Source organism: Undibacterium sp. MH2W (genome assembly GCF_049340215.1).
Lineage (GTDB): Bacteria > Pseudomonadota > Gammaproteobacteria > Burkholderiales > Burkholderiaceae_D > Undibacterium.
The window spans coordinates 719784-744450 of the sequence record NZ_JBMPPA010000002.1; the positions used below are offsets into that span (position 1 = coordinate 719784).

The following is a 24667-nucleotide window of genomic DNA, read 5'->3' on the forward strand; positions in this document are numbered from 1 at the left end:
GGGTATGACAGGCAGTACGCCGTCTCCACGCAGACGGTTAAGCTCGTCGCTCCCGCGTAGGCGGGAGCCCATCACCACTCCAAGACCAGCCACTATTTGCAATGCTTTCTTGCAAGAAAAAGCCTTTTTTGAAAATAAATTACGCAAATTGCCAAATAAGCTTTGGAAAATTGCTACAAATACCTCTCATTGCCGTACAAACTTCAAGGGTGTTGCGGCATGGTGCATCGCAATACGCTAGAATGAACCTTTAAATCCAGGATCGATACCACGCCGACTCAGTAAACCGCGGTTTGCTCGACATACGGTATTGGTCTGCAATCCGTCTAATCACGTCTCTGATGAACGCTCCAGCTCAAATTCAGGCTTTGCTTGCAGATTCGCCGCAAGGTGCCGCACCGACCCGTGTCCGGGAAATTCCGTATAACTACACCTCGTTTTCTGATCGTGAAATTGTGATCCGCTTGTTGGGCGAAGATGCCTGGCATTTGCTGGATCAATTGCGTGGAAAACGTCAGACTGGCCGATCCGCACGAATGCTGTACGAAGTATTGGGTGATATTTGGGTGGTTCGCCGCAATCCCTACCTGCAAGACGATATGTTGGATAACCCAAAGCGTCGTCAAGATCTGATCGATGCCTTAAATCATCGTCTGGCAGAAGTTGAGAAGCGTCGCGTTAATACCGCTAACGATGATGATGCTGAGCGTAGTAACAGTGTCGAGACCTTGGTACAAGCGGCGCGTAAAGCGGTCGCTGATTTTTCTAAAGAATTTAGAGATACCTACGATTTACGTAAAAAAGCGAATCGACTGCTGTCGCGTTATACAGCCAAAGATAATATCAAATTCGACGGTTTGAGCCGCGTTTCGCACGTCACCGATGCGACTGACTGGCGCGTTGAGTATCCCTTTGTTGTCTTGACGCCGGATACTGAAGATGAAATGGCTGGTTTGGTGAAGAGCTGTATCGAGCTCGGTCTGACGATTATTCCACGCGGAGGTGGTACTGGATACACCGGTGGTGCCATCCCGTTGACGCCATTGTCTGCGGTGATCAATACTGAAAAGCTTGAACAACTAGGCGAAGTCGAAATGACACGGTTGCCCGGAGTGGATCGCGATTACGCGACCATTTATTCGGGTGCGGGTGTCGTAACGAAGCGTGTTTCGGATGCAGCTGAAAAAGCGGGCTTCGTGTTCGCGGTTGATCCAACCTCTGCCGAAGCCTCGTGTATTGGCGGTAATGTCGCGATGAACGCTGGTGGTAAAAAGGCGGTCTTGTGGGGAACGGCGCTCGATAACCTCGCTTCATGGAAAATGGTTGATCCTAACGGTGATTGGCTCGAAGTGACGCGCCTTGAGCATAACCTTGGGAAGATCCATGATGTGGAGCTGGCAAAATTCCGCCTCGAATGGACCCATCCTGGTGAGAAGCAACCGTTCAAAACAGAACAGCTGGAAATCAAAGGTCGCGTATTCCGCAAAGAAGGCTTAGGTAAAGACGTTACCGACAAATTCCTCGCCGGATTGCCGGGTGTGCAAAAAGAAGGTTGCGACGGCTTGATTACGTCGGCGCGCTGGATTTTGCACAAAATGCCAAAGTTCGCTCGGACTGTTTGTTTGGAATTTTTTGGACAAGCCCGCGACGCGATTCCAAGCATTGTCGAAATTAAAGATTACCTCGATAGCGAAACCAAAAAAGGTGGCGCTATTTTGGCGGGGTTAGAGCATCTGGATGAGCGTTATTTACGCGCAGTTGGCTACACCACAAAATCAAAGCGTGGCGTTCTACCCAAAATGGCCTTGTTCGGCGATATCGTTGGTGACGACGAAAACGCGGTCGCGCAGGCGGCGTCAGAGGTGATCCGTATTGCCAATACACGCGTGGGCGAGGGCTTTGTTGCTGTCAGCCCCGAAGCGCGTAAGAAATTCTGGCTTGATCGAGCTAAAACAGCAGCGATTTCCAAACATACAAACGCGTTCAAAATTAACGAAGACGTCGTGATTCCGCTCAACCGCATGGGTGAATATACCGATGGTATCGAGCGCATCAATATTGAATTGTCGATTCAGAATAAGCTGGCGCTGCTCGACAAACTGATTGCTTTCTTCGCCAACGGTAATCTGCCATTAGGTAAGAGCGAAGACGCCGACGGTGATGATATTCCAGCCGCTGAGTTGCTAGAAGATCGTGTCCATCAAGCTGAAACGCTGTTGCAACAAGCCAAGGCACGTTGGACTTATCTGCTTCAACATCTCGACAAGCCATTGAACGAAGCGAATGCGGATTTAATGGCATTGGGACTCGATAAACTAGCTTTTGTGTTTGATGAACGCTTGCAGCGTCAGCCAGATGCAACGCTGTTTTCAGTGGTGCAAGATAGAACAGTCAGAATCTCGTGGAAGACCGAAGTCCGTGCGCATTTGCGTCAAATCTTTAACGGCGCAGCGTTTAAACTCATTCTCGATGAATGCGTCGCTCTGCATAAAAAAGTGCTGCGTAGCCGCGTATTCGTCGCTTTGCACATGCATGCCGGCGACGGTAATGTGCATACCAACTTGCCAGTGAACTCGGATGACTACGACATGTTGCAAGTGGCACATCATGCCGTTGCACGAATCATGGTCTTAGCACGTTCACTCAATGGGGTGATTTCGGGTGAACATGGCATTGGGATCACTAAGCTCGAATTCTTAACAGAAGACGAGATTAAAGATTTCCGATCATACAAATTACGTATCGATCCAGAGGGGCGCTTCAATAAAGGTAAGCTATTGAACTTGCCTGAGTTTGCTGCAGATTTACGGAACGCTTACACACCATCGTTTGGCCTGATGGGACACGAGTCCCTGATCATGCAGCAAAGCGATATCGGCGCTATTGCTAATAGTGTCAAGGATTGCTTGCGCTGCGGTAAGTGTAAGCCTGTATGTGCGACTCACGTACCACGCGCAAACTTGCTCTATTCGCCTCGTAATAAAATCCTCGCGACTTCGTTGTTGGTCGAAGCATTTTTATACGAAGAACAAACCCGTCGCGGTGTCTCCATTAAACATTGGGATGAGTTTTCTGATGTCGCTGACCACTGCACGGTCTGCCATAAATGCGTGAACCCTTGCCCAGTCGATATCGACTTTGGCGACGTCTCCATGAACATGCGTAACCTATTGCGCAAGATGGGACAGAAGAAGTTCAATCCGGGAACAGCTGCATCGATGTTCTTTTTGAACGCGACTGATCCAGCGACGATCAATATGACCCGCGAAGTGATGATTGGCTGGGGGTATAAAGCCCAACGTTTCGGCCATGATCTGCTCAAGAAGTTTGCGAAAAAGCAGACCAAGGCACCACCGGCAAGTGTCGGTAAGGCGCCGATCAAAGAGCAGGTTATTCACTTCATCAACAAGAAGATGCCAGGTAACCTGCCGAAGAAAACGGCACGTGCATTACTCGATATTGAAGACGACAAAGTCGTGCCAATTATCCGCAATCCACAAACGACGACAGCTGATACCGAAGCCGTATTCTATTTCCCAGGTTGTGGTTCAGAGCGCTTGTTCTCACAGGTCGGTCTGGCGACGCAGGCGATGTTGTGGAACGTTGGAGTGCAAACGGTATTGCCACCAGGATACCTCTGCTGTGGCTATCCTCAACGGGGTAGTGGGCAGTTTGATAAAGCAGAAAAAATGATGACCGATAATCGGGTCCTGTTCCACCGTATGGCGAACACCCTCAATTATTTGGACATCAAAACGGTCATCGTCTCTTGTGGTACGTGCTATGACCAGTTGTCGACCTATGAGTTTGATAAGATTTTCCCAGGGTGCCGCATCGTGGACATCCATGAATATTTGATGGAGAAAAACGTCAAACTTGAGGGAGTGACTGGTACACGTTATATGTATCACGATCCTTGCCATACACCGATGAAATTGCAAGATCCATTAAAAACGGTCAATGCATTGATTACCGGCAGCAATGGCGATGTGAAGATCGAGAAAAATGAACGTTGCTGTGGTGAATCAGGTACCTTGGCCGTAACGCGTCCGGATATTTCAACGCAAATTCGCTTCCGTAAAGAGATTGAGATGAACAAAGGCGCAGATAAACTGCGTGCCGATGGTTTTACTGGCGACGTCAAAATTCTGACTTCATGCCCATCCTGTCTCCAAGGCTTATCGCGCTACAACGACGATAGCAACACCGACGCAGATTACATCGTCGTTGAGATGGCAAAACACATCTTAGGCGAAAACTGGATGCCAGAGTATGTGGCTAACGCCAACAATGGCGGCATTGAACGGGTATTGGTGTGATGATGAGTGTGATCCAAGAAACCGTGTCTGCATCGATTCAGTGCGAACTGTGCGATGCCAGCCGTGGCGACGTCATCGTCGGCAATACGCATTGGCGCGTTATCCTTGTGGATGACGCGAACTATCCGGGTTTTTGCCGGGTCATTTGGAATGAGCATGTCAAAGAAATGACCGATCTGAGTGACGCAGACAGATCCACGCTGATGCAGGTGGTGTGGAAAACAGAATCGGCAATCCGCTCTGTCATGCAGCCCCATAAAATCAATTTGGCTAGTTTGGGAAACATGGTGCCACATCTGCACTGGCACCTGATTCCACGTTACACCGATGACGCGCATTTCCCCAATCCGATATGGGCGACGGCCAATGAAAGTATTCCAGCTTCTTCTACCTTAGAGGCGCGTCGCAGTCTATTGCCGCAATTACGTCAGGCGATTACTGCTGCATTGGCATAATGGTATATCCTTTGCCTTTTCCGAATGGATTGACCTTACATCATGAGCACTAAAAAAGTCCAACCTATCGCCCTCAATGCCCGTACGCAATCGCGGGTCATTGACATCAGTTTTGATGATGGCAAGGCATTTTCGATACCTTTCGAACTGCTGCGCGTCTACTCACCTTCAGCCGAAGTCAAAGGCCATGGACCCGGACAGGAAACATTACAAACAGGGAAGCGTGACGTTGGTTTGATCGGTATCGAACCAGTGGGCAATTACGCCATCAAGCCGCTCTTTTCTGACGCACATGATTCCGGTATTTATACGTGGGATTATCTCTATTGGCTGGGTGAGAACCAAGCGCAGTTATGGCAAGACTATCTCCAACGCCTACAAGATGCCGGATTCACCGGCGAATCCGGCCGCGACGCCCCAATGCCAGTGGCGGCGGCTAGCTGTGGACATTCGCATTAACAAGGTGGATGAGCGGGATTTGGCAATCTGATTGTGTGTGATGAGATTGTGTGGATCCCGCTTTTTCAGCTCTCCGGTATTTCACGGAAAAATAGCGGTCCTCTAAGCTTATCTCTTCCCAGATGAATTCTTCCTCAGCAATGGATTTGAATATCGTAGCTATTGCTGAAAAAATTTCTCAAATTTGAATGGCGTTCTTTTATTCGCCAATTTGTCTACACGCCAAATCCAATATTAAAAGGCTTAGAAACACGACATAAGCTGCGTTCAAAAATCTTTGCTCCTTCCTTGGGTTTAGACTGATCGAGTTTAATGGCTTTGATGATAGGGGAGATGCCAGTGAGACCTTTTTTAGGATCGGCGTTGGCACCAACTCCCATGATGGTTAGGTAACCATCCTTTGGGTAAATGATGTACATGCCGTGGTAGCCTTCGCTAGTCGTATGCTCATTTGCTTGATGCAATCCTTTTCTAATTTTTTGAATAATTTCTTTCTTTCCATTCCAGACATCATCCAGCTTATATTCGTTTTCCAAATTGAACATTCCATAGTTTAAATAATAAATGCCAGAAATTCCGTCACCATAACGATGCCAACATTCGTCTACTAAGTTGTTGTCTGTGTTATCTAAATATTGTTTGAAAATTGGTGACTGATAGAAATCCTTGTCTCCAAGATTTCTTAACTTAACATCAAAACCTTTAGTTCCTGCATATGCAAATTGAATACTCAAATAAATTAGAATAAAAAATCGCATTATCAATAACATCTTTATTTACTCCAAACAGTTAGCTATAGTTGTCACCCGAACCACGCTGTTGCCCAACGGCCACTGCGGTGCCAAAATTTGAATATCAATCTCTGGTATTCCCTTTTCTAGCTCTTTCACCGCAAACTTTAGATACGCAATCGGCACAAAATACTCCACACCTTTACTAGTGGGATCAGGATGCTCAATGAGTATCGAATTATGCTGATTACCTCCTAATACCAGCATCTTTCCTTTCCAAGTTTCATACACAAAACAAACTACACGCTAAATCCAATATTAAAAGGCTTAGAAACACGACATAAGCTGCGTTCAAAAATCTTTGCACCTTCCTTGGGTTTAGATTGATCGAGCTTAATGCCTTTAATGACAGGGGAGATGCCAGTGAGACCTTTTTTAGGATCGGCGTTGGCACCGATTCCCATGATGGTTAGGTAACCATCCTTTGGGTAAATGATGTACATGCCGTGGTAGCCTTCGCTAGTCGTATGCTCATTTGGTTGATGTAAATTTTTTCTAATCCTATCAATTACTTCCTTTTTTCCGGTCCAAACATCTTGTAAGGTGTGTCCATTTATAAGATGTAAAAAGCCAAATTCAAGGGTGTGTATTCCCGACATATGATCGCCATAACGAAGCCAACATTCGTCTTTGTCTTGATTGTCATAATTTTCTAAATATTGTTTGAAAATAGGGGAATCATAAAACTCCTTATCTCCAACGTTTTGAAGAATAACTGCCATCCCTTTGGATCCGGCATGAGCTAATTGTGTAGCCATGAGTACTAAGATCATTACGCAAAAAAATCTTTTCATATTCATTTCATCTTTTAATATTTAACTCATCGTATCTTTGCCCGGGTACCTATTCTGGATAGATATTGCCTCACCAAAAAATTTTCGAGCACTTTGAATATCAATTTCTGGTATTCCCTTTTCTAGTTCTTTCTCCGCAAACTTTAGATACGCAATCGGCACAAAATACTCCACACCTTTACTAGTGGGATCAGGATGCTCAATGAGTATCGAATTATGCTGATTGCCTCCTAATACCAGCATCTTTCCTTTCCAAGTTCCATACACAAAACAAACTACACGCCAAATCCAATATTAAAAGGTTTAGAAACACGACATAAGCTGCGTTCAAAAATCTTTGCTCCTTCTTTGGGTTTAGACTGATCGAGCTTAATGCCTTTGATGACAGGGGAGATGCCAGTGAGACCTTTTTTAGGATCGGCGTTGGCACCGATTCCCATGATGGTTAGGTAACCATTTTCAGGTTTAATGATGTACATGCCATGAAAACCTTCACTGGTAGTTTTCTCATTTGCTACGTGTAAATCTTTTCTGATTCTCTTTATTATTTGATTTGCACTCGTTGCCTTTTGTAGTGGCTCACCATGTTTCTTTATATTCCAATTTCCGTACTCCATATAATCTATCCCCGACATACCATCGCCATAATAGTGCCAACATTTATCTTGGTCGTAATTTCTACTGTTTTTTAAATACTGCATAAATATAGGCGTCTCGTAAAAATTTTCGTCACCGATATTTTCTAACATCACTGCAAATCCTTTAGTTCCGGAATGTGCAGAAAGGGATATAGTGATACTCACAAGGTACGCTGGTATTTTTAATATTTTGTTCATCATAAAAATGAGAGAATTAATTGTAGGTGGGTTTTTTATCGCGGCCTTTACTAACAAATATCGCCTCCCCAAAGTAAGATCGAGCACTTTGAATATCAATTTCCTGCACCCCCTTTTCTAGTTCTTTCTCCGCAAACTTTAGATACGCAATCGGCACAAAATACTCCACACCTTTACTAGTGGGATCAGGATGCTCAATGAGTATCGAATTATGCTGATTACCTCCTAATACCAGCATCTTTCCTTTCCAAGTTCCATACACAAAACAAACATGCCCGCCACCTTCTCTCCGGCAATAACGAATCGCGCCATAAATCGGTTTGCTAATCTTGACGAACTTATCTGGGTTGTTATGGCAGAAATGGGAGCTCATGAATCCGGTGGGTGCGGGAGAGTAACCTGCTTCACGCAAGCAATAGTTCACAAACGAAGCGCACCATGCATTGGTGTCGCCGGCGAGGGTTGGGTTGCCATCGTATTTCACGCCACCTGTTTTGCTTTCAACGCCGCCGGCGCGGTCGTTGTCTGTAACGAGCCGATGGAAGTTTTGTGTTTTTGTGATGACTTCTTCGTTTTGCCCTTGCCATAGGGCTGCCTCGTAGGCTGCAATGATCATCCAAGGGGCGATTTCTCGGCTGACGGGCACCAGTGCTAATGGCGCGCCTTTGCCGCCCTTGCCGCGCACAATGGGGACATTATTGGGGATCTTGGATATATCTTTGACGTTTCGATGATCTGCCATGGAGGGGGGAATGTACACGACCGGTACGGTATGTCCGCGAGAAATTCCTTTGCCATCGATCCACAGTAATTGCTCAGGAAAGACACCATTACCGTGTAGTTGATTGATTTTCTTGAGCTCCTCTTCAGTCGTTTTAAATAGCGTTGCAATGCTGGCGAGGGTATCACCAGGCTTGACTCTGTATTCATGCGGTGGCTTGATCGATTCAGCGTCTGCAGGCGCCTGATGGCTCATGGTTGACGCCTTTGCGACAATCAGGTTGGACAACATTAAAAAGTATCCAGAAGGCGTCGATCGCGTCAGTACTTTCAGAATTTCTGACTTACCACCGGATAGTTGTTGTCTGATGACGGTATAGCCTTCGCCTTGCGGGTGGGGAATCGTTGGAAATTGACCAAACTTATCCGCCTTAATAATCGCTGATTTACCTTTGTGCTCGACGTGTATTTCTGCGTGCGGAATCGGCTGAGAGCCGTCAGTGGCGATCAAGCTCGTGGCATCTATCCACGTTTCTTTGCGTGTCCGAATATCCTTGTCGTAGCCTTCCATCGTTTGAATAGCCTGAATGAACTGATTGAGATCAGCATCAGAAAATTCCCCAATCACTGCATTACTAGAGAAGCCCGTGCGCTGCGTTACCACCTCTAAATATCGCTGCGGATCGTTACCATCACTTCTGCTCGCATAATTGGGTATCGTTTCCGCGATGGTCTTTTTACCGTATTTCCGTTTGAGTGACTTTTTTAGCTCATTTTTGCCGGTTTCATAATCGGGAAAAATAAAGAAGAAGTGCGGCTCAGGATTACTCACTTCCGCAAAGCCGATGTACGACTGCGTTTTTTTGGGCGCAGGCAAACCATTCACCACTGGCGAACTCATGTTTCCACAGTTATTTAGACGCCAACATAAGCTGCCACCTTCGCGCAACAGACGACGGCCTTCTCTGGTGACAAACTCGGCTATTTTGCGATCGCTATGGTAGGTGGCTTTAACAAATTCAGTCATGTTTGCGATTTACTTTCCTTGTATGCTCACGAATTGATTTTTTGAGTGATATTGATGGGTGTCTTTTGGAGGGCTATTGCAATAGCGGTGCGTTAAATGGCGAAAGCATCCTAACGAGAGGTAAATGCCGCGAGAAGTGGTTTTACTTTATGATGCAGTTATTACAAGGTGTAGCGTAGTTGTATCAAGGCAGGTCATGTCGGTAGATGAAGTGCAATGCCTGATCGTCTTTTTCAATGAACGAGCGAAAAAGAATGCAGACCGTCAGCCTAATCTGGATGGTTCGCGTTAAGTGCTGATGATCCGACCGCAACACGGTCTCACTACCTCAGCGTTGTTCTGGAGATGAACATGAAAAAGCGTTCTATGTGCTTTGTGCTGTTAAGTTCAATGACTGGCTGCGTCAATCAGTACCCAAATGATTTTTATACTCGGCAGACTCCCGTTGCGCCGGTGCAGGATGTGCCATCGGTACCAACACCTCGGCATGTAGGGGTGTCGGCGGCGCTGTCTATTGATCACTTTAAGTCGGAAATTGCTGCGCAGATTGCGCAAATGAATGCCAATTGGGTGTATCGGGAGAATCCGCAACCCATGTTGAGGGCGGTGATTGTTGTCCATTATGTGTTGGCATCTGATGGACGTTTGCTCAAAGCGGATATTGTCCGCAGCAATCAGGATAAAGAGGCGGAAAATACAGCGTTGGCGAGTTTGCGTAATAGCGCGCCATTTCCATCGCCGAATCCCCGATTATTGAAGGGAGGGCGTTTTGAAGCCTCAGAAACGTGGTTGTTTAATGATGATGGGCGGTTTCAATTGCGCAGTATTGCTTTGCCGCAAGCAACTGAATAAAGCGGGGCTTATTTGCTTGGGCATGGAACGATAAATGCGTAAAGAAATTATCACATTGATAATTTAATCGTGTTCCAACAGATGCCTTTCATGGTGACTTCCCCTATAATGCGCCATCCCATAGGAGTATTCATATTATGAGCAATACGACCCATTTCGGTTATACGACCGTCGACGAAGAGCAAAAAGTCCATAAGGTTGCTGAGGTATTTCACTCGGTTGCAGCGAAGTACGACATCATGAATGACGTGATGTCGGGTGGTTTACACCGTCTTTGGAAAGTCTTTACCGTGGCTCAAGCCGGTGTGCGTCCCGGTTTCAAGGTACTCGATATCGCCGGTGGCACAGGCGATTTGACTAAAGAGTTTGTCAAGCAAGCGGGAAAGACGGGCGAAGTGTGGCACACCGATATTAATGAATCGATGTTGCGTGTGGGCCGCGACCGCCTCTTGAATAAAGGCCTGATTACCCCCACCTTGCTTTGTGATGCAGAAAAGTTACCGTTTCCTGATAACTATTTTGATCGTGTGACGGTCGCGTTCGGTTTGCGCAATATGACCCACAAGGATCAAGCTTTAGCGGAGATGCAGCGTGTATTAAAGCCGGGCGGAAAATTGCTTGTTTTGGAATTTTCTAAAGTGCCTGATGTCTTACAAAAACCGTATGACTTGTATTCATTCAAGATTTTGCCTTGGATGGGACAAAAGATTGCGGGTGATGCAGAAAGTTACCGTTATTTGGCGGAATCGATTCGTATGCATCCGGATCAGGAAACATTGAAAGAAATGATGGAAACTGCGGGCCTCGATAAGGTGCAGTATTTCAATTTAACAGCTGGTGTGGCAGCACTGCATACTGGCATCAAGCTCTGACGCGATGCATTGAATGGCGCTTGTTCAATGTTGTTGTGACAGAGCGCAAGCAATATCAAGGAGTAAATGTCATGAAAAAATTCTTCGTTGCTATGGTAATGGTCGCAAGTACCTTAGCCCTGACAATGCACGATGCGGACGCGAAACGGATGGGCGGCGGTAGTTCAGTCGGTCGTCAATCGAGCAATGTGTCACGTCAGGCGGCACCTGCGACACCGTCGAACAACGGCTTTAATCAGCCACGCCCTGCAGCGCCTGCCGCTGCGCCGATGGCTCCGCCAGCGCCCGTGGTGCCTCCGAAACCAGCGAGCCCATGGAAGGGTATTGTTGGTGGTTTGATTGGCGGTGCATTACTGGGTGCAGCATTTTCTCACTTCGGCTTTGGTGGTGCGGCAGCAGGCATGCTGGGAAGTTTGTTGACCTTTGCTCTGATCGCTTTCGCGATCATGTTCATCATCCGTTTATTCCGTGGTAACAATGCTACCAACGAGACGGCAAGTCGTTTTGACCAGCCTGCGTATGCGGGTATGAACAATGCATCAGGCGGACAACCGGTGACATCGTCGTCGAATGTGTATTCATTGCCAACAGCGAATGCTGCTCCTGCTGCTTCTGCTGCAACGTGGACCATTCCGGCTGATTTTGATGTTCCTGCATTTTTGCGTAACGCAAAAACCTATTTCATCCGTTTGCAAGCGGCGTGGGATAAGGCGGACATTAACGATTTGCGTGAGTTCACTACTCCTGAAATGTACGCTGAGCTGAAGTTAGAGATTCAAGAGCGCGGCGCAACGGTCAACGTGACAGACGTTGTTTCGATCGATGCCGAGTTGCTGGGAATTGAAAACCTTGGTAATGATCATCTGGCAAGTGTGAAATTTACCGGTATGATCAAAGAAGCACAAAATGCGCCTGCAGAACCGTTTACTGAGGTGTGGAATCTGTCCAAGCCTGTGAATGGTCAGGGTGGTTGGGTACTCGCTGGTATTCAACAACTGTAATATGGCAATGACCCATCCGTCGGATGGGAATCGACAGGATTGCTGATGTAGATCGACGATCCGAATTGCGAATAGCTGTTAAACTTGAAACCGCCCGCAGAATTGCAGGGCGGTTTTTTATAGGACTCACGCTTTGTGAATAAGATGTATCTGGTTTTTCTGCCACGATACGACCCTCACCGCGACAGTCCTCGAAGTCCTTATTGTTAGAACCACGTTGTTTTTGCTTTTTTCAATTCACTATGATCTCAATTGCCCCTTTCATTAATCATTTGCTTGCGCAGGAACCATGGGCGCGCGATACGTTGTTGCCCCATGCAGGGAAGATTGCCTGTATTGATGTGCAAGTAATGCAATTACGGTTGAAGGTGGCAGCGGATGGATTGTTGGAGGGCGCAGAACCAACGGCAACGCCAAATGTGACGATTCGCGTTAAACCGGAAGACCTGCCCTTGATGGCGCAACAACGTGAAAAAGCATTTTCGTTTGTCAAAATTGAAGGCGACGCCGATTTTGCGAATACGATATCAGATTTAAGCCAGAACTTACGATGGGAAGCAGAGTCAGATCTGAGTAAGTTGTTTGGCGATATCGCTGCAGCAAGACTTGTCGGCGGAGCGCGCTACATGGTCAAAGCAGCGCAAGAAACACACCAAAAATTGCAAGAGAATCTGGCGGAATACTTCTTAGAAGAAAATCCTATGTTAGTACGCCCAGCAGAGGTGACTCGCTTTGGAACACAAATGAATAAAACTCGCGATGATGTTGAACGGTTGATGAAGCGCATCGAGAAAATGGAGAGGATGCGCGGATGATTTTAAAATTTTTACGCCTGATCAAAATAGTCAGGGTGACGCTACGTTACGGTATCGATGAAATTGCCGTCTCTGGTCTCAAAATTCCACGAACTGCCCGTCTACTCAAAACCTTGCTGTTTTGGCGTGATCTGTCTGCGCCGCGTGGTGAACGTTTGCGCAAGGCATTAGAAGACCTCGGGCCGATCTTTGTGAAATTCGGTCAGGTCTTGTCGACGCGCCGTGATTTGATGCCGCCAGATCTTGCTGAAGAATTATCTAAGCTGCAAGACCGTGTTCCTTCCTTTGATCCTGATCTGGCCATTGCGCAGATTACCAAATCATTGGGTGCCCATCCGGATGAACTGTTTGGTAGCTTTGAGAGACAACCCGTCGCATCTGCATCGATTGCACAGGTCCATTTTGCGACCTTAAAAGATGGACGTGAAGTGGCGGTCAAAGTATTGCGACCTGGCATGAAAGAGACGATCGATCAAGACGTCGCGTTAATGCAAGTGGCAGCAGGTTGGTTAGAAACACTCTGGGCCGATGGCAAGCGTTTGAAACCACGCGAAGTGGTGGCAGAGTTCGATAAATATTTACACGACGAACTCGATTTGATGCGTGAGGCTGCCAATGGTAGTCAGTTACGGCGCAACTTTTTGGAGTCCGATTTGTTGCTGGTTCCGGAAATGCACTGGGACTTTTGCTCATCGTCTGTGATCGTGATGGAACGCATGAAGGGTATCCCCATTTCGCAAACAGAACGTTTGCGGGAAGCGGGTGTGGATATGTCCAAATTATCCCGTGACGGCGTCACTATTTTCTTTACGCAGATTTTCCGGGATGGTTTTTTTCATGCTGATATGCACCCCGGTAATATTCTGGTCTCAACCGATCCTGCTACCTTTGGTCGTTATATTGCGCTTGATTTCGGGATTGTCGGTACGCTCAATGATTTTGATAAAGACTATTTATCGCAGAATTTTTTGGCTTTTTTCCGACGCGATTACAAGCGGGTTGCGGAGGCGCATATTGAGTCTGGATGGGCACCGAAAGATACGCGCGTTGACGAATTAGAGGCGGCTGTTCGCGCTTGCTGCGAGCCTATTTTTGACCGACCATTAAAAGATATTTCGTTTGGTCAGGTGTTATTGCGCTTATTCCAAACATCGCGTCGATTTAACGTCGAGGTGCAACCACAGTTAGTGCTGTTGCAAAAAACCTTATTGAATATCGAAGGATTAGGACGCCAGCTTGATCCTGATTTAGATTTATGGAAAACAGCGAAACCTTACCTTGAACGCTGGATGAACGAGCAAGTTGGGTGGCGTGGTTTGGTTGATAAATTACGTGCCGAAGCACCGCGTTATAGTCATATTTTTCCGCAATTACCACGTTTAGCGCACCAAGCGTTAACCCGTGTGGCTGAACAAGATAATCAGTCGGCGGTGCTGACAGCATTGTTGATTGAGCAGCGGCGTACCAATAATCTGCTTCGTACGGTTGTGTACTTCGGTGGCGGTTTGTTTGCTGGTATTTTAGTGGCGCAATTGTTGATGCATTTTTACTTTGTTGATTAATGAACTCCTATGGCTGAATTTATTCTTCGTGATCCTACTCAAGCCAATTTCTGGGATGAGCGCTTCGAGAAAAAATTTATGCCGTGGGACAAAGGTGGCGTTCCTCGCCATTTTGCCGACTTCGTCAAAAAGCAGGGGAGCACGTTAGGGTGCCTCATCCCTGGATGTGGCAACGCTTACGAAGTGGCCGTCTTAGCACAAGCAGGTTGGCAAGTAACAGCGATCGATTTTTCTATCGTGGCTGTAAAGAATGCACGCCACATCTTGGGACCATTGGCTACGCACGTAGTCCATGCTGATTTTTTTGCATACGAACCATCCGGCCCCCTTGCATTGATTTACGAACGGGCGTTCTTTTGCGCATTGCCCCCGACATTGCGGGAGGCAATTGTTCAGCGATGGGCACAGTTATTGCCGGAGAACGGCCAGTTGGCAGGCTACTTTTTCTTTGACGATGCAGAGAATGCGAGTAAAAAAGGTCCACCGTTTTCCATTCATCGCACGGCATTCGAGGCACTCATGTTGCCTCATTTTGAACTGATTGAGGATAGCGCCGTCGAGGATTCTATCCCCGTCTTCGAGGGAAAAGAGCGCTGGCAGGTCTGGCGTCGTCGATAATCGCTAGGTTTTGCGTGGCGCTCATCAAGCTGTCTTAAAAAAAGCATCAGAGATTGTTGTGATCCTCTGCTCAATGCTACTATTTGCGTGTTTTTAACGACACGAGCCGCCATGCGTTTCCTTTCCTCACGATCCTCATTAGCTGCGCTTTCATCGATCCCTCTGAAAGCGGAAAACGTGAGGACGCTGTTCAGTGCCGCTCAATACCGTGCCGAATTATTAAAGCTGATTGCGAGCGCCAAGCATCGCATTTACCTATGTGCTTTGTATTTACAGAACGATGAGGCGGGAGCGGAGGTCATGCAGGCGCTTTACACCGCCAAAGCTGCACGTCCCGCCTTAGACATCGCATTGCTCGTTGATTGGCACCGTGCACAGCGCGGGCTGATTGGGGAAACGAAACAGCCCGGAAAAATGATTGGTAATGCAGCGTGGTATCAGACACAAAGTGCGTTACACCGAGAAAGTATTCCCGTGTATGGAATTCCGGTGCAGACCAGTGAGTTGTTTGGGGTATTACATCTCAAGGGATTCGTGATCGATGATGAGGTGATTTACAGCGGTGCCAGTATCAACAATGTTTATCTGCACAAGCAAGATAAATACCGCCATGATCGCTACCTGTTAATCCACAATGCCAGCCTTGCTAATACCATGGTTGACTTTATTCGTCGCGATCTCTTATGTTCGGCCGCTGTGCATCGCTTAGATCGACCAGAAACGCCCGCCACGAGAGCGATCCGTAACGATATCCGACATTTTCGGGCTAAGCTCAAACAGGCGCGCTACAGCATTGCATCGGAGCAGCGGCAAGATGCATCAGGATTGTGTGTTACGCCGATCGTCGGGGTTGGTAAAAATAATCCGCTCAACCGCGTTATCTGCCAGCTATTAGCAACAAGTAGAAAGCAAATTACGATTTGTACGCCTTACTTTAACTTTCCCCTCGCAGTGACCAGAGAAGTCAATCGCGCGTTGAAACGAGGCGTCAAAGTCGACATTGTGGTGGGTGACAAGGCAGCCAACGATTTTTATATTCCCCCAGACCAGCCGTTTAAAGTCATTGCCGCTTTACCGTATCTGTATGAAGCAAACCTACGTCGATTTGCTAAATCGCACCAAGCTGAAATCAAAAAACAGCAATTGAATTTACATCTCTGGAAAGAAGGTGATAACACGTATCATCTCAAAGGTCTGTGGATTGATGATGAGTATGCGTTAATGACTGGGAATAATCTCAACCCAAGAGCGTTTCGTCTTGATCTGGAGAACGCGCTGCTGCTCCACGATCCGCACCATGAATTATCGGCACAATGGTCCGCAGAGTTGGCTGCGATCATGCAACATACAACGATCATTCAACATTACCAGCACTTAGAAAAGATCCGAGATTATCCAGACGAGGTCCGTCGTCTCTTGGCGCGGCTCAGTACCGTACGCCTTGATCGTCTTGCTTACCGTGTCTTGTAGAGATCGTTTATCTGCCTGGCGGATTGAGCCGGATAAAGTTCATGGGGACGGTTTCGTTTGGTAGCCATTTCGTGTAGATCTTAGCGAAGGTGCCATCTTTTTTGATAGCGCGGAAGGCATCTTCCCACGCCTTAATAATGCGATCAGATGTTTGCATTGAGAAAGCCAAGTAAAGCTCGAGGCTATCGATGATTTGCACTTTCTCGACATCATCTGCGGTGTGGCCGATTTCTTTGAGCACAGAGGGGACAACGAAACTTCCCTCGACCCACAAATCAAAACGTTTTGCGAGAAGCATATTTGCCACCACTTGCGGAGTGGCGGCTTGCTCGATATCGACGAATCCTTTTTTTCTCGCAACGTCGACAAAAATGCTCGACCGATAGGCGCCGACTTTCATTTTTAGAATGTCGTCCCCCATACTTTGCAAATTGGCAGCATTCCCTTTCCGGGTGAAGAGTGCCGTGCTCGAGATCGCGATCGGACCTAACATCACCATCAGTTTTTCTCGCTCTTCGGAGCGCCCAACAGTAAAAAGCAGCGTATTCGGCTCTTCTAAAAGCGCTTTGAATCCACGAGCCCACGGTACCACCTGAATCTTGGTGTTGCCTCCAGCGCTAACGGGAAGACGGGACTGAATTGCACGCACGACTTCCACTGCCATTCCATCGACTTTTTGTGTATTTCCAAACGACACCGGAGGCCAGTCTTCCGTGAATATCTGTAGTTCTTGTGCAAATACAGGTGACGCAAATAAACACCAGAAAACCAAAAGACAACGCAATGCCATCGTGCGATGTGATGCATGCCATTCCGAGAGGAGGTTGCTTAGTCGAGCCATAGTGATATGTCGTCCTAAAAAGCAATGGTGTGTCTTTTTGTTGTTTCAAAAGTTAAAAAAAGTTTCTTGGCCGTACTGCTACCTGACATTGCTCGGAGCATCGTTCATGATGGAAACAATGAAACGGCAACGCCTTTTACGCACCAGATTCGTTAGACCGAGTAATCCAGTTCCGGCTGCTGGCGATGCGTTGCTTTAATCAGTATAGATGTTTTCATTGTTTTTGCTGATCTTTATTACTCCGATAATGTATGCGTTTTGCCTTTGCTGGTTGTGACCGTAATCTTGCTTTGTTCGAAGCAGTACAACATGCCGGATGGCAACCCGTAAAAATTTTTACGGTATCTCATGATGAGAAAAGCACACATAGCAACGGGTTATTGACCCTTGCACGCCATACCTCGATCCCCTTGCAATACACGCCGATTCAGCGTCAAGACTTCATTGACTTAAAGGAAGATGGCTGTGACGTACTGATCGTAGGTAGCTACGACTTTAAAATTCCTCCATGGCAAGAATATTTGCGTTATGCGATTAATTTTCATCCGTCGCCCCTGCCCACTGGGCGAGGTCCTTACCCACTGGTAAATGCAATTTTGCATCAGCATCGCTATTGGGCGGTGAGTTGTCATCGCATCGATGCGGGCTACGATACCGGCGCAATCCTCGCAGATGAAACATTTACATTAGACCAATTTGAATCGCACGAGAGTTTGCAAATCAAAGTGCAGATGGCAGCGGCGCGTCTTGCGACCAAGGTGATAAATGATTTTGTTGCATTGTGGGATGGGGCAAAAATTCAACCAGAGGGCGATTACTGGCCGCTCTTTTCGGTGGAAGATCGAACCATTGATTTTGCCGAGACAGTGCATCGGATCCGCTTACAGTTACGCGCATTTTGTCGGTTGGAATGTTTCGCAATGTTGTCTCACCGCCCGGTGCGTATTCGTCAGGGCTACGCTTGGCATGAGTCACACAACGAGCCCATTGGTACGATTGTGCATAACTATGCGGGACAGATTGTTATTGCATGCAAAGATGGATTTGTCGTGTTTTCTGACTGGTATTTTTCTCCTACGTAGTGTCATTTCAACCCGTCAGATACCACGCTGATTTCACTTTCATACAAAGACGCAAAATACCCATACAGAGCGATCCAAAACGATACATAAGACGGAATGTAATGTTGCATCATAGACAGACAATGATGCATGAAAGAAAGCGATACGTGCATCGACAGATGGTGGAGTTCGTAGCTACTTTCTTGAAAGAAATGAAGCCTAGTGCAGCGCACCCAAGAGAACACACGAGAGCAACCAAAAAGAAATGATAAGAGAACACTATGCATTTTGCATTCACTGGATGCGACAGAAATCTAAAGCTGTTTGAGACCCTGATCCAAGCTGGTTGGCAGCCAGTGAAACTGTTTTCTGCGCCCGAAATTAATTTGCTTAGTGCAAATAAGGCATTGGTAGCGCTCGCTCAGCTAAAAAAGATTCCAATTCAGTTATCGAAAATGATGCCGTCGGATATGCAGGATCTGAAAGAAGCAGGATGTGAAGTCTTGGTGGTTGGTAGTTACAACTGGCGTATTCCTGAATGGCGAGATAGCTTACCCTTTGCGATTAATTTTCATCCTGCACCACTTCCAATGGGACGCGGTCCCTATCCCATGGTGAATGCGATCTTAAACGATCACACTCGATGGGGCATCACCTGTCATAAAATCGAGCGTGAATTTGATACGGGTGCCATTCTGGACAGAGAACTATTTGATATCGATGAGGACGAAACACACGAGAGTCTGAATATCAAATTGCAGATGGCTGCTGGACGGTTAGGTTTACGGATAGCCCACCAATTCATCAACAGTTGGCAAGCAGCGACAGCGCAAGGTGAGGGGCAATACTGGCCTTTGTTCACTGAAGAAGAACGTACCTTGCATTTTGATCAGCCTGTCGCCCGTATTCAAAAGCAATTACGAGCATTCGGACAGGTGGAGTGTATCGCGGACGTGAATCAAAAACGTATCCAGGTCAAAGCAGGCTTTGCTTGGCCTGAGCCACATACTCATCAGTCTGGAAGTGTTGTGCACGTCAATGGCATGACCGTCGTCATCGCTTGCGTCGACGGGTATGTCGCATTAAATGAATGGCATCTCAGTCCTAGCTTGTAACGATGCTGCTTGACAGCCCAACTGGTTCCGATAGATCATCGCGCCCTTCAGGTGCCGGACAATGATTGTCTGGAGAATCGGGAAGGCGGTGTGAGTCCGCCACGTGCCCAACGCTGTATGGAGGATGATACTGACGGTAGACCACTGTAACAAGCCATGTTGCGGGAAGGTGTCAGTATCAGATGAATCTAAGTCAGAAGACCGGCCTGAATCGTATCCAGGGAGCTTGGTCAGGCTACCCCTCATTTTTTGCATTAGGGGAATTCATGCAAACACTACCTGTTTCCGGTATGCCGGATGATCACGCCTTTTCAGAGCAAGCCCGTGAGGCGATTTACCACGCTATTTTTTCTCGACGCGATGTCCGAAGCCAGTTTTTATCCAAGGCGGTGGACGATGAGGTGCTGAGTCGTATCTTAACCGCCGCCCATTTTGCGCCGTCTGTCGGCTTCATGCAGCCGTGGAATTTTCTGCTCGTCAAATCTGACGATGTGAAACTACGCGTCCAGCAAGCGTATCGCTCTGCTAATGCCGAAGCGTTGACGATGTTTGAATGCGACAAACGCAATACCTATCAGCAGCTAAAACTAGAGGGTATTCGCGAAGCTCCCATAGGCATTTGCATTACCTGTGATCGTGAGCGAACGGGGAGCGTTGTCTTGGGGCGTACGCATATGAAAACCATGGACTTATACAGCAGCGTCTGCGCCGTGCAGAATCTGTGGCTCGCCGCCCGAGCGGAGGGGCTGGGCGTGGGGTGGGTCAGTATATTTCATGAGCATGAGCTCCAAGCCGCCCTGGGCATTCCGGCGCATATTGTTCCCATTGCTTATCTCTGCGTTGGCTATGTCAGCCATTTTTATCCCAAGCCAGAGTTGGAATCCAAAGGATGGTTGCCGCGATTACCGATCGAAGAATTGGTGTATGTTGATCAATGGGGGCAAACCGACGGCAGTCTGCCGCTGATGCGTTATTTAAAACGCGATCAACAACGCGCGCAAGAGATTGCTCACCGGGCAGGAGGTCAATGCAGCAAAGCGGAAAAGTCATCCTAAAATGACTTATGATGTCGTGTCGCATAGGCTAACTTTTATCCGGGGAACATCAACATGCTCACCATTTTAGGTAAATCACCGTCAATTAATGTCCGCAAAGTATTGTGGACGTGTGCTGAAATCGGTCTCCCGTTTCAGCAAGAACAATATGGTGCTGGTACGGCGCAGTCAGTCACGACGCCGGAGTTTATGCGCCTCAATCCTAACGCCATGGTGCCCGTCATTCTTGATGGGGATTTTGTCTTGTGGGAGTCGAATGTAATATGCCGCTACCTTGCTGGCACACATGCACGGTCGGATTTGCTGCCGACCGATCCACGCGCCAGAGCGCAGGTGGAGCAGTGGATGGACTGGCAGGCAACCGAGTTGAATAATTCATGGCGATATGCATTTATGGCGCTGGTTAGAAAGAGCCCTGCCCATACAGATCAAAAGGCTGTCGCCATGAGTATCGAGCAGTGGAACCGACACATGTCGATCCTCGAAGCGCAATTGCAAAAGACGGGTGCCTACGCCGTCGGTGAAGCCTTCACGCTTGCCGACATTGTGCTCGGTTTGTCGACACATCGCTGGATATCAATGCCGATGGATCGACCAGCACTTCCCGCCGTTAATGCGTACTATGAACGCTTGAGTCTACGTTCTGGCTTCATGCAACACGGGCGCAATGGCCAGCCCTGATTATTCGCTTGTCGTTGCACGCACCGCCAAATGTGCACTGATCGCAGCATGCGCAATGAGATCGATGGCGGGGCGGGGTTTGCCTTGTTTATCGATCCACACTTTCGGCGTCAATGCGCCAGACAAGGAAATGCTCTCACCGTCGTCGAGGCTGAGTAACAGGCTGCGGATCTGATCGTTAAACGCAATCACATTGCACATCAGCGTATCACCGTCATCGGTCATTGCGCGGACTTTGCAAGTAACATACAGCGAGCCGCTCTGGCCACTCCGTTCTTCGGCACGGCCGTATAAGCGGCCAGAAATTAATGCATCTATCATGGGATGAGTTTGTCTAAAATGGAAGATGTCACAAAAAGCATGCGACGGTGTCAGATTAGACGCTGGTTAGAAAAATAAAGCAATTGTCTGTACGCTCATTCATGGTACAAAAATAAATGATAGCGCCACTTTTTTTGAAAGTGAAACACAAATGAATCTCGACCATATTGCAGAAACGTACGTGAAACTCGTGCTTGCCGTCGGTGAACATGATGAGAGCTATGTCGATGCTTACATCGGCCCTGCCGCCTGGCGTGATGATGCGAAGACGCAAGCGGTATCGCTTAACGCATTGTTGGCGCAAGCTGATGCACTCATTGCACACAGCAAGAGTTTGCCACCAGCACCGCAAGACCAAACGGAGCGTCACGTATTCTTAGGATTGCAGATCGCCGCAGTGCGAGCACATATCGCGTTTCTGAATGGAACAGTACTTCCTTTTGATGAAGAGTCCAAAGTTTTATATGACGCCGTTTCGCCGACACTAACACCTGCAGATCTGGATAAAACACTCGCTGAGCTCGATGGCTTATTACCGGGCGAAGGCGATTTGAACCAACGCCTCTCGCACTACAACAAGCAATTTGAAATCCCACGTGACAAGCTCGATGCGGTCTTTAGTGCCGCCATCAATGAAGCCCGTGCAAGAACCCGTCGTTACATCGCTTTGCCAGACAACGAGAGTTTTAGCGTTGAATATGTTTCGGGCAAAGTGTGGAGTGCGTACAACTGGTACAAAGGAAACAGCCACAGCCTCATCGAGGTGAATACTGATTTTCCAATGTTCATTAGCCGTGCGATTGATCTTGCTAGTCACGAGGCGTATCCTGGGCATCACGTTTTTAATGTTCTCATCGAAAACGAACTAGTGAAAGAAAAAGGGTGGATCGAGTACGCCATCTATCCACTGTATTCACCGATGTCGTTTCTGGCAGAAGGTAGTGCCAATTACGGTATCGAAGTGGCATTCCCGCATGCAGAACGAATGGCGTTTGAAAAAGAAGTTCTTTTTCCACTGGCGGGGATCGATCCAGAGAAAGCCGAACGGTATTATCAGATTCAAGCTGTTTTGCAACGACTTTCTTATGCAGGCAACATGGTCGCGAAACGTTATCTAGACGGAGAAATTGATCGCGAAACTGCGATTAACATGCTGATGACCTATAGCCTGTCTGATGCTGAGCGTTCAGCCCAGCGTATTCGCTTTATTGAAAAGTTGCGGTCGTATGTGATCAATTACAACCTTGGGCAAGATGTCGTGCAAGCGTATATCGAGCAGCGCGCGGGGACGCAAGATCAAGATAAGCGGTGGGCTGTCTTGACAGATTTACTCCGTCAACCGAAGAGTGCATCGATGATGTTGACGTAAAGCGACTTAGTGCGGCGACGTTAACACCCTTTAAGGCGGGTGATAACGTCATTTGATCGTGTTTTCCATCCATGTGGAGCGAAGTGCGGTAACGACTCGCGAAGCATCATGCGACTTACTCTGCGGCGATCAATTTCACTGTCAATTGTTGCGCATCGGTGATCCCTAACAGACGATCGATGTTCGGATGCTTGCCTGGAAAGGCGATTGCATCTGCTGTATGTTCAGCATACAAAATCAACCCTCTGGCAGCCGCAGCCGCGTTGATGGCACCAAATTCCTGAAACAAGGCGTGATAGACCCGAACACTGCCGGCTGAACCTGGTTTATTTTCAATAAGAGCAACCCGAGTTTCGCCATCAAGCAACTCGATCGCTGCTAGGTGATTGATTTCTGGTAGTGCCGATAAAATTTCGCTAAATTGCATCATGATTCTCTGTTGTGATAATGAGATACATTTTAAATGCTGTTTCGACTTTACATTGATTATTGCCGCAAATTCTTGCCTGTAGGCAGGATTAAATATCTACCGTGTATATGGGGGAAGTTAAAGCCTTGAATCATACGCATTAAAAAAGACGCCATTCCTTTTTTCATTCCCTAGCGGGCAGAAAAATTCGAAGTCTGTAATGACAGTCATCAATCACCCACCACCCAACACGTCGTCATTCCCGCGCACGCGGGAATCCAGTGCGCGTCAGCGCTTTTCCTTGAGATAAGCTCGATAGTGTGTCAACGCTGAAGGTGCTCACGCACCACTGGATCACCCGCCTGCGCGGGTGATGACGATGGAAAAGGTAATGTTAATTTGACTTTTTTCGACACACTAGACGATGCGAATAGCAACGTTCTTTTTATTTCCCTCTAACATCTTAGTCAAAGTCGAAGCACTGGGCGATAGTCACCAACCACCAACCACCCACCACGTCGTCATTCCCGCGCACGCGGGAATCCAGTGCGCGTCAGCGCCTTTGCCTTGAGATAAGCTCGATAGTGCGTCAATACTGAAGGTGCTCACGCACCACTGGATCACCCGCCTGCGCGGGTGATGACGAGGGGAATGGTAATGTTAATTTAACTTTTTTCGACACACTAGACAATGCGAATAGCAACGTTATTTTTATTTCCTTTCTAACATATTAGTCAAAGTCGAAGCACTGGGCGATAGTCATCAACCATCAACCATCAACCATCAACCACCAACCACCAACCACCAACCACCAACCACCAACCACCAACCACCACCCACCACGTCGTCATTCCCGCGCAGGCGGGAATCCAGTGCGCGTCAGCGCTTTTCCATTGAGATAAGTTCGATAGTGTGTCAATACTGAAGGTGCTCACGCACCACTGGATCACCCGCCTACGCGGGTGATGACGAGGGAAAAGGTAATGTAATTTTGACTTTTTTCGACATACTAGACGATGCGAATAGCAACGTTATTTTTATTTCCTTTCTAACATATTAGTCAAAGTCGAAGCACTGGGCGATAGTCATCAACCACCAACCACCAACCACCAACCACCAACCACCAACCACCAACCACCAACCACCAACCACCAACCACCAACCACCAACCACCAACCACCAACCACCAACCACCAACCACCAACCACCAACCACCAACCACCA

25 protein-coding genes and 1 riboswitch are annotated in these 24667 nt (G+C 47.6%); of the genes, 15 read left to right on the forward strand and 10 right to left on the reverse strand.

Features of this window, described 5'->3' with window-relative positions:
- The first annotated feature begins 341 nt into the window (after positions 1 to 341).
- The 3 genes from ACO0K2_RS07500 to ACO0K2_RS07510 are packed head-to-tail and all read left to right on the forward strand — an operon-like array spanning position 342 to position 5233.
- A complete protein-coding gene (locus tag ACO0K2_RS07500; RefSeq protein ID WP_423017300.1) occupies positions 342 to 4319 on the forward strand; it encodes a DUF3683 domain-containing protein in 3978 nt (1325 codons plus the stop codon).
- The gene (locus tag ACO0K2_RS07505; protein WP_423017302.1) at positions 4319 to 4774 is read left to right on the forward strand and encodes an HIT family protein; all 456 of its coding nucleotides are present in this window, start codon (positions 4319 to 4321) and stop codon (positions 4772 to 4774) included. Before ACO0K2_RS07500 ends, ACO0K2_RS07505 begins: the two co-directional genes overlap by 1 nt.
- A gap of 42 nt (positions 4775 to 4816) precedes the next feature.
- Positions 4817 to 5233: a gamma-butyrobetaine hydroxylase-like domain-containing protein gene (locus ACO0K2_RS07510; RefSeq protein WP_423017304.1), complete on the forward strand. Its 417-nt coding sequence runs from the start codon at positions 4817 to 4819 to the stop codon at positions 5231 to 5233.
- Between the two features lie 215 nt (positions 5234 to 5448).
- Here ACO0K2_RS07510 and ACO0K2_RS07515 read toward each other — a convergent pair whose 3' ends face one another.
- From ACO0K2_RS07515 to ACO0K2_RS07540, 6 genes are all read right to left on the reverse strand, one after another.
- Positions 5449 to 6003 carry a hypothetical protein gene (locus ACO0K2_RS07515; protein ID WP_423017306.1) on the reverse strand — a complete coding sequence of 185 codons (555 nt, stop codon included), beginning with the start codon at positions 6001 to 6003 and terminating at the stop codon, positions 5449 to 5451.
- A gap of 6 nt (positions 6004 to 6009) precedes the next feature.
- Positions 6010 to 6231, reverse strand: a complete 222-nt coding sequence (locus ACO0K2_RS07520; protein ID WP_423017308.1) for a hypothetical protein — start codon at positions 6229 to 6231, stop codon at positions 6010 to 6012.
- Between the two features lie 32 nt (positions 6232 to 6263).
- Positions 6264 to 6782, reverse strand: a complete 519-nt coding sequence (locus ACO0K2_RS07525) for a hypothetical protein (protein ID WP_423017310.1) — start codon at positions 6780 to 6782, stop codon at positions 6264 to 6266.
- A gap of 57 nt (positions 6783 to 6839) precedes the next feature.
- Positions 6840 to 7061 (reverse strand): hypothetical protein, encoded by a 222-nt coding sequence (locus ACO0K2_RS07530; RefSeq protein WP_423017312.1) that lies wholly within the window; start codon positions 7059 to 7061, stop codon positions 6840 to 6842.
- A gap of 32 nt (positions 7062 to 7093) precedes the next feature.
- Positions 7094 to 7567 carry a hypothetical protein gene (locus ACO0K2_RS07535; RefSeq protein WP_423017314.1) on the reverse strand — a complete coding sequence of 158 codons (474 nt, stop codon included), beginning with the start codon at positions 7565 to 7567 and terminating at the stop codon, positions 7094 to 7096.
- Between the two features lie 103 nt (positions 7568 to 7670).
- Positions 7671 to 9401, reverse strand: a complete 1731-nt coding sequence (locus ACO0K2_RS07540; RefSeq protein ID WP_423017316.1) for a LysM peptidoglycan-binding domain-containing protein — start codon at positions 9399 to 9401, stop codon at positions 7671 to 7673.
- Between the two features lie 351 nt (positions 9402 to 9752).
- Between ACO0K2_RS07540 and ACO0K2_RS07545 the strand changes: the two genes are divergently transcribed.
- The 7 genes from ACO0K2_RS07545 (at position 9753) to pssA (ending at position 16591) form a co-directional block, all read left to right on the forward strand.
- Positions 9753 to 10253: a hypothetical protein gene (locus ACO0K2_RS07545; protein WP_423017318.1), complete on the forward strand. Its 501-nt coding sequence runs from the start codon at positions 9753 to 9755 to the stop codon at positions 10251 to 10253.
- Positions 10254 to 10390: 137 nt separating this feature from the next.
- The gene (gene ubiE, locus ACO0K2_RS07550) at positions 10391 to 11125 is read left to right on the forward strand and encodes a bifunctional demethylmenaquinone methyltransferase/2-methoxy-6-polyprenyl-1,4-benzoquinol methylase UbiE (protein ID WP_423017320.1); all 735 of its coding nucleotides are present in this window, start codon (positions 10391 to 10393) and stop codon (positions 11123 to 11125) included.
- Between the two features lie 71 nt (positions 11126 to 11196).
- Positions 11197 to 12126 (forward strand): Tim44 domain-containing protein, encoded by a 930-nt coding sequence (locus ACO0K2_RS07555; protein WP_423017322.1) that lies wholly within the window; start codon positions 11197 to 11199, stop codon positions 12124 to 12126.
- Positions 12127 to 12368: 242 nt separating this feature from the next.
- Positions 12369 to 12941, forward strand: a complete 573-nt coding sequence (locus ACO0K2_RS07560; RefSeq protein ID WP_423017324.1) for a ubiquinone biosynthesis accessory factor UbiJ — start codon at positions 12369 to 12371, stop codon at positions 12939 to 12941.
- Positions 12938 to 14503, forward strand: coding sequence for a ubiquinone biosynthesis regulatory protein kinase UbiB (ubiB, locus tag ACO0K2_RS07565; protein ID WP_423017326.1), 1566 nt, complete (start codon positions 12938 to 12940; stop codon positions 14501 to 14503). The genes ACO0K2_RS07560 and ubiB overlap by 4 nt, the downstream gene beginning before the upstream one ends.
- 9 nt (positions 14504 to 14512) lie before the next feature.
- The gene (locus ACO0K2_RS07570; protein ID WP_423017328.1) at positions 14513 to 15121 is read left to right on the forward strand and encodes a methyltransferase domain-containing protein; all 609 of its coding nucleotides are present in this window, start codon (positions 14513 to 14515) and stop codon (positions 15119 to 15121) included.
- 111 nt (positions 15122 to 15232) lie between these two features.
- A complete protein-coding gene (gene pssA, locus ACO0K2_RS07575; protein WP_423017330.1) occupies positions 15233 to 16591 on the forward strand; it encodes a CDP-diacylglycerol--serine O-phosphatidyltransferase in 1359 nt (452 codons plus the stop codon).
- Between the two features lie 7 nt (positions 16592 to 16598).
- Here pssA and ACO0K2_RS07580 read toward each other — a convergent pair whose 3' ends face one another.
- Positions 16599 to 17432 carry a substrate-binding periplasmic protein gene (locus ACO0K2_RS07580; protein ID WP_423017332.1) on the reverse strand — a complete coding sequence of 278 codons (834 nt, stop codon included), beginning with the start codon at positions 17430 to 17432 and terminating at the stop codon, positions 16599 to 16601.
- Between the two features lie 251 nt (positions 17433 to 17683).
- Between ACO0K2_RS07580 and ACO0K2_RS07585 the strand changes: the two genes are divergently transcribed.
- From ACO0K2_RS07585 to ACO0K2_RS07600, 4 genes are all read left to right on the forward strand, one after another.
- Positions 17684 to 18514 (forward strand): formyltransferase family protein, encoded by an 831-nt coding sequence (locus ACO0K2_RS07585; protein ID WP_423017334.1) that lies wholly within the window; start codon positions 17684 to 17686, stop codon positions 18512 to 18514.
- 260 nt (positions 18515 to 18774) lie between these two features.
- A complete protein-coding gene (locus ACO0K2_RS07590) occupies positions 18775 to 19608 on the forward strand; it encodes a formyltransferase family protein (RefSeq protein WP_423017336.1) in 834 nt (277 codons plus the stop codon).
- Between the two features lie 32 nt (positions 19609 to 19640).
- A riboswitch (cobalamin riboswitch) is annotated at positions 19641 to 19832 on the forward strand.
- A gap of 42 nt (positions 19833 to 19874) precedes the next feature.
- Positions 19875 to 20663, forward strand: a complete 789-nt coding sequence (gene bluB, locus ACO0K2_RS07595; RefSeq protein ID WP_423017338.1) for a 5,6-dimethylbenzimidazole synthase — start codon at positions 19875 to 19877, stop codon at positions 20661 to 20663.
- A 54-nt stretch (positions 20664 to 20717) separates the two neighbouring features.
- The gene (locus tag ACO0K2_RS07600) at positions 20718 to 21344 is read left to right on the forward strand and encodes a glutathione S-transferase family protein (protein ID WP_423017340.1); all 627 of its coding nucleotides are present in this window, start codon (positions 20718 to 20720) and stop codon (positions 21342 to 21344) included.
- Here the strand turns inward: ACO0K2_RS07600 and ACO0K2_RS07605 are convergent, their stop codons facing one another.
- On the reverse strand, positions 21345 to 21665 hold the full coding sequence (locus ACO0K2_RS07605; RefSeq protein WP_423017342.1) for a single-stranded DNA-binding protein: 321 nt from the start codon (positions 21663 to 21665) through the stop codon (positions 21345 to 21347). It abuts the gene before it with no gap.
- Between the two features lie 151 nt (positions 21666 to 21816).
- Between ACO0K2_RS07605 and ACO0K2_RS07610 the strand changes: the two genes are divergently transcribed.
- On the forward strand, positions 21817 to 23034 hold the full coding sequence (locus ACO0K2_RS07610; RefSeq protein WP_423017344.1) for a hypothetical protein: 1218 nt from the start codon (positions 21817 to 21819) through the stop codon (positions 23032 to 23034).
- Positions 23035 to 23149: 115 nt separating this feature from the next.
- On the opposite strand, the gene ACO0K2_RS07615 is transcribed toward ACO0K2_RS07610, so the two are convergent.
- Together ACO0K2_RS07615 and ACO0K2_RS07620 are read right to left on the reverse strand one after the other, a co-directional pair.
- Entirely contained in the window at positions 23150 to 23464 is a 315-nt protein-coding gene (locus ACO0K2_RS07615) for a DUF2322 family protein (protein ID WP_423017346.1), read from the reverse strand.
- A 755-nt stretch (positions 23465 to 24219) separates the two neighbouring features.
- Positions 24220 to 24378, reverse strand: a complete 159-nt coding sequence (locus ACO0K2_RS07620) for a hypothetical protein (protein WP_423017348.1) — start codon at positions 24376 to 24378, stop codon at positions 24220 to 24222.
- Positions 24379 to 24667 lie beyond the last annotated feature (289 nt).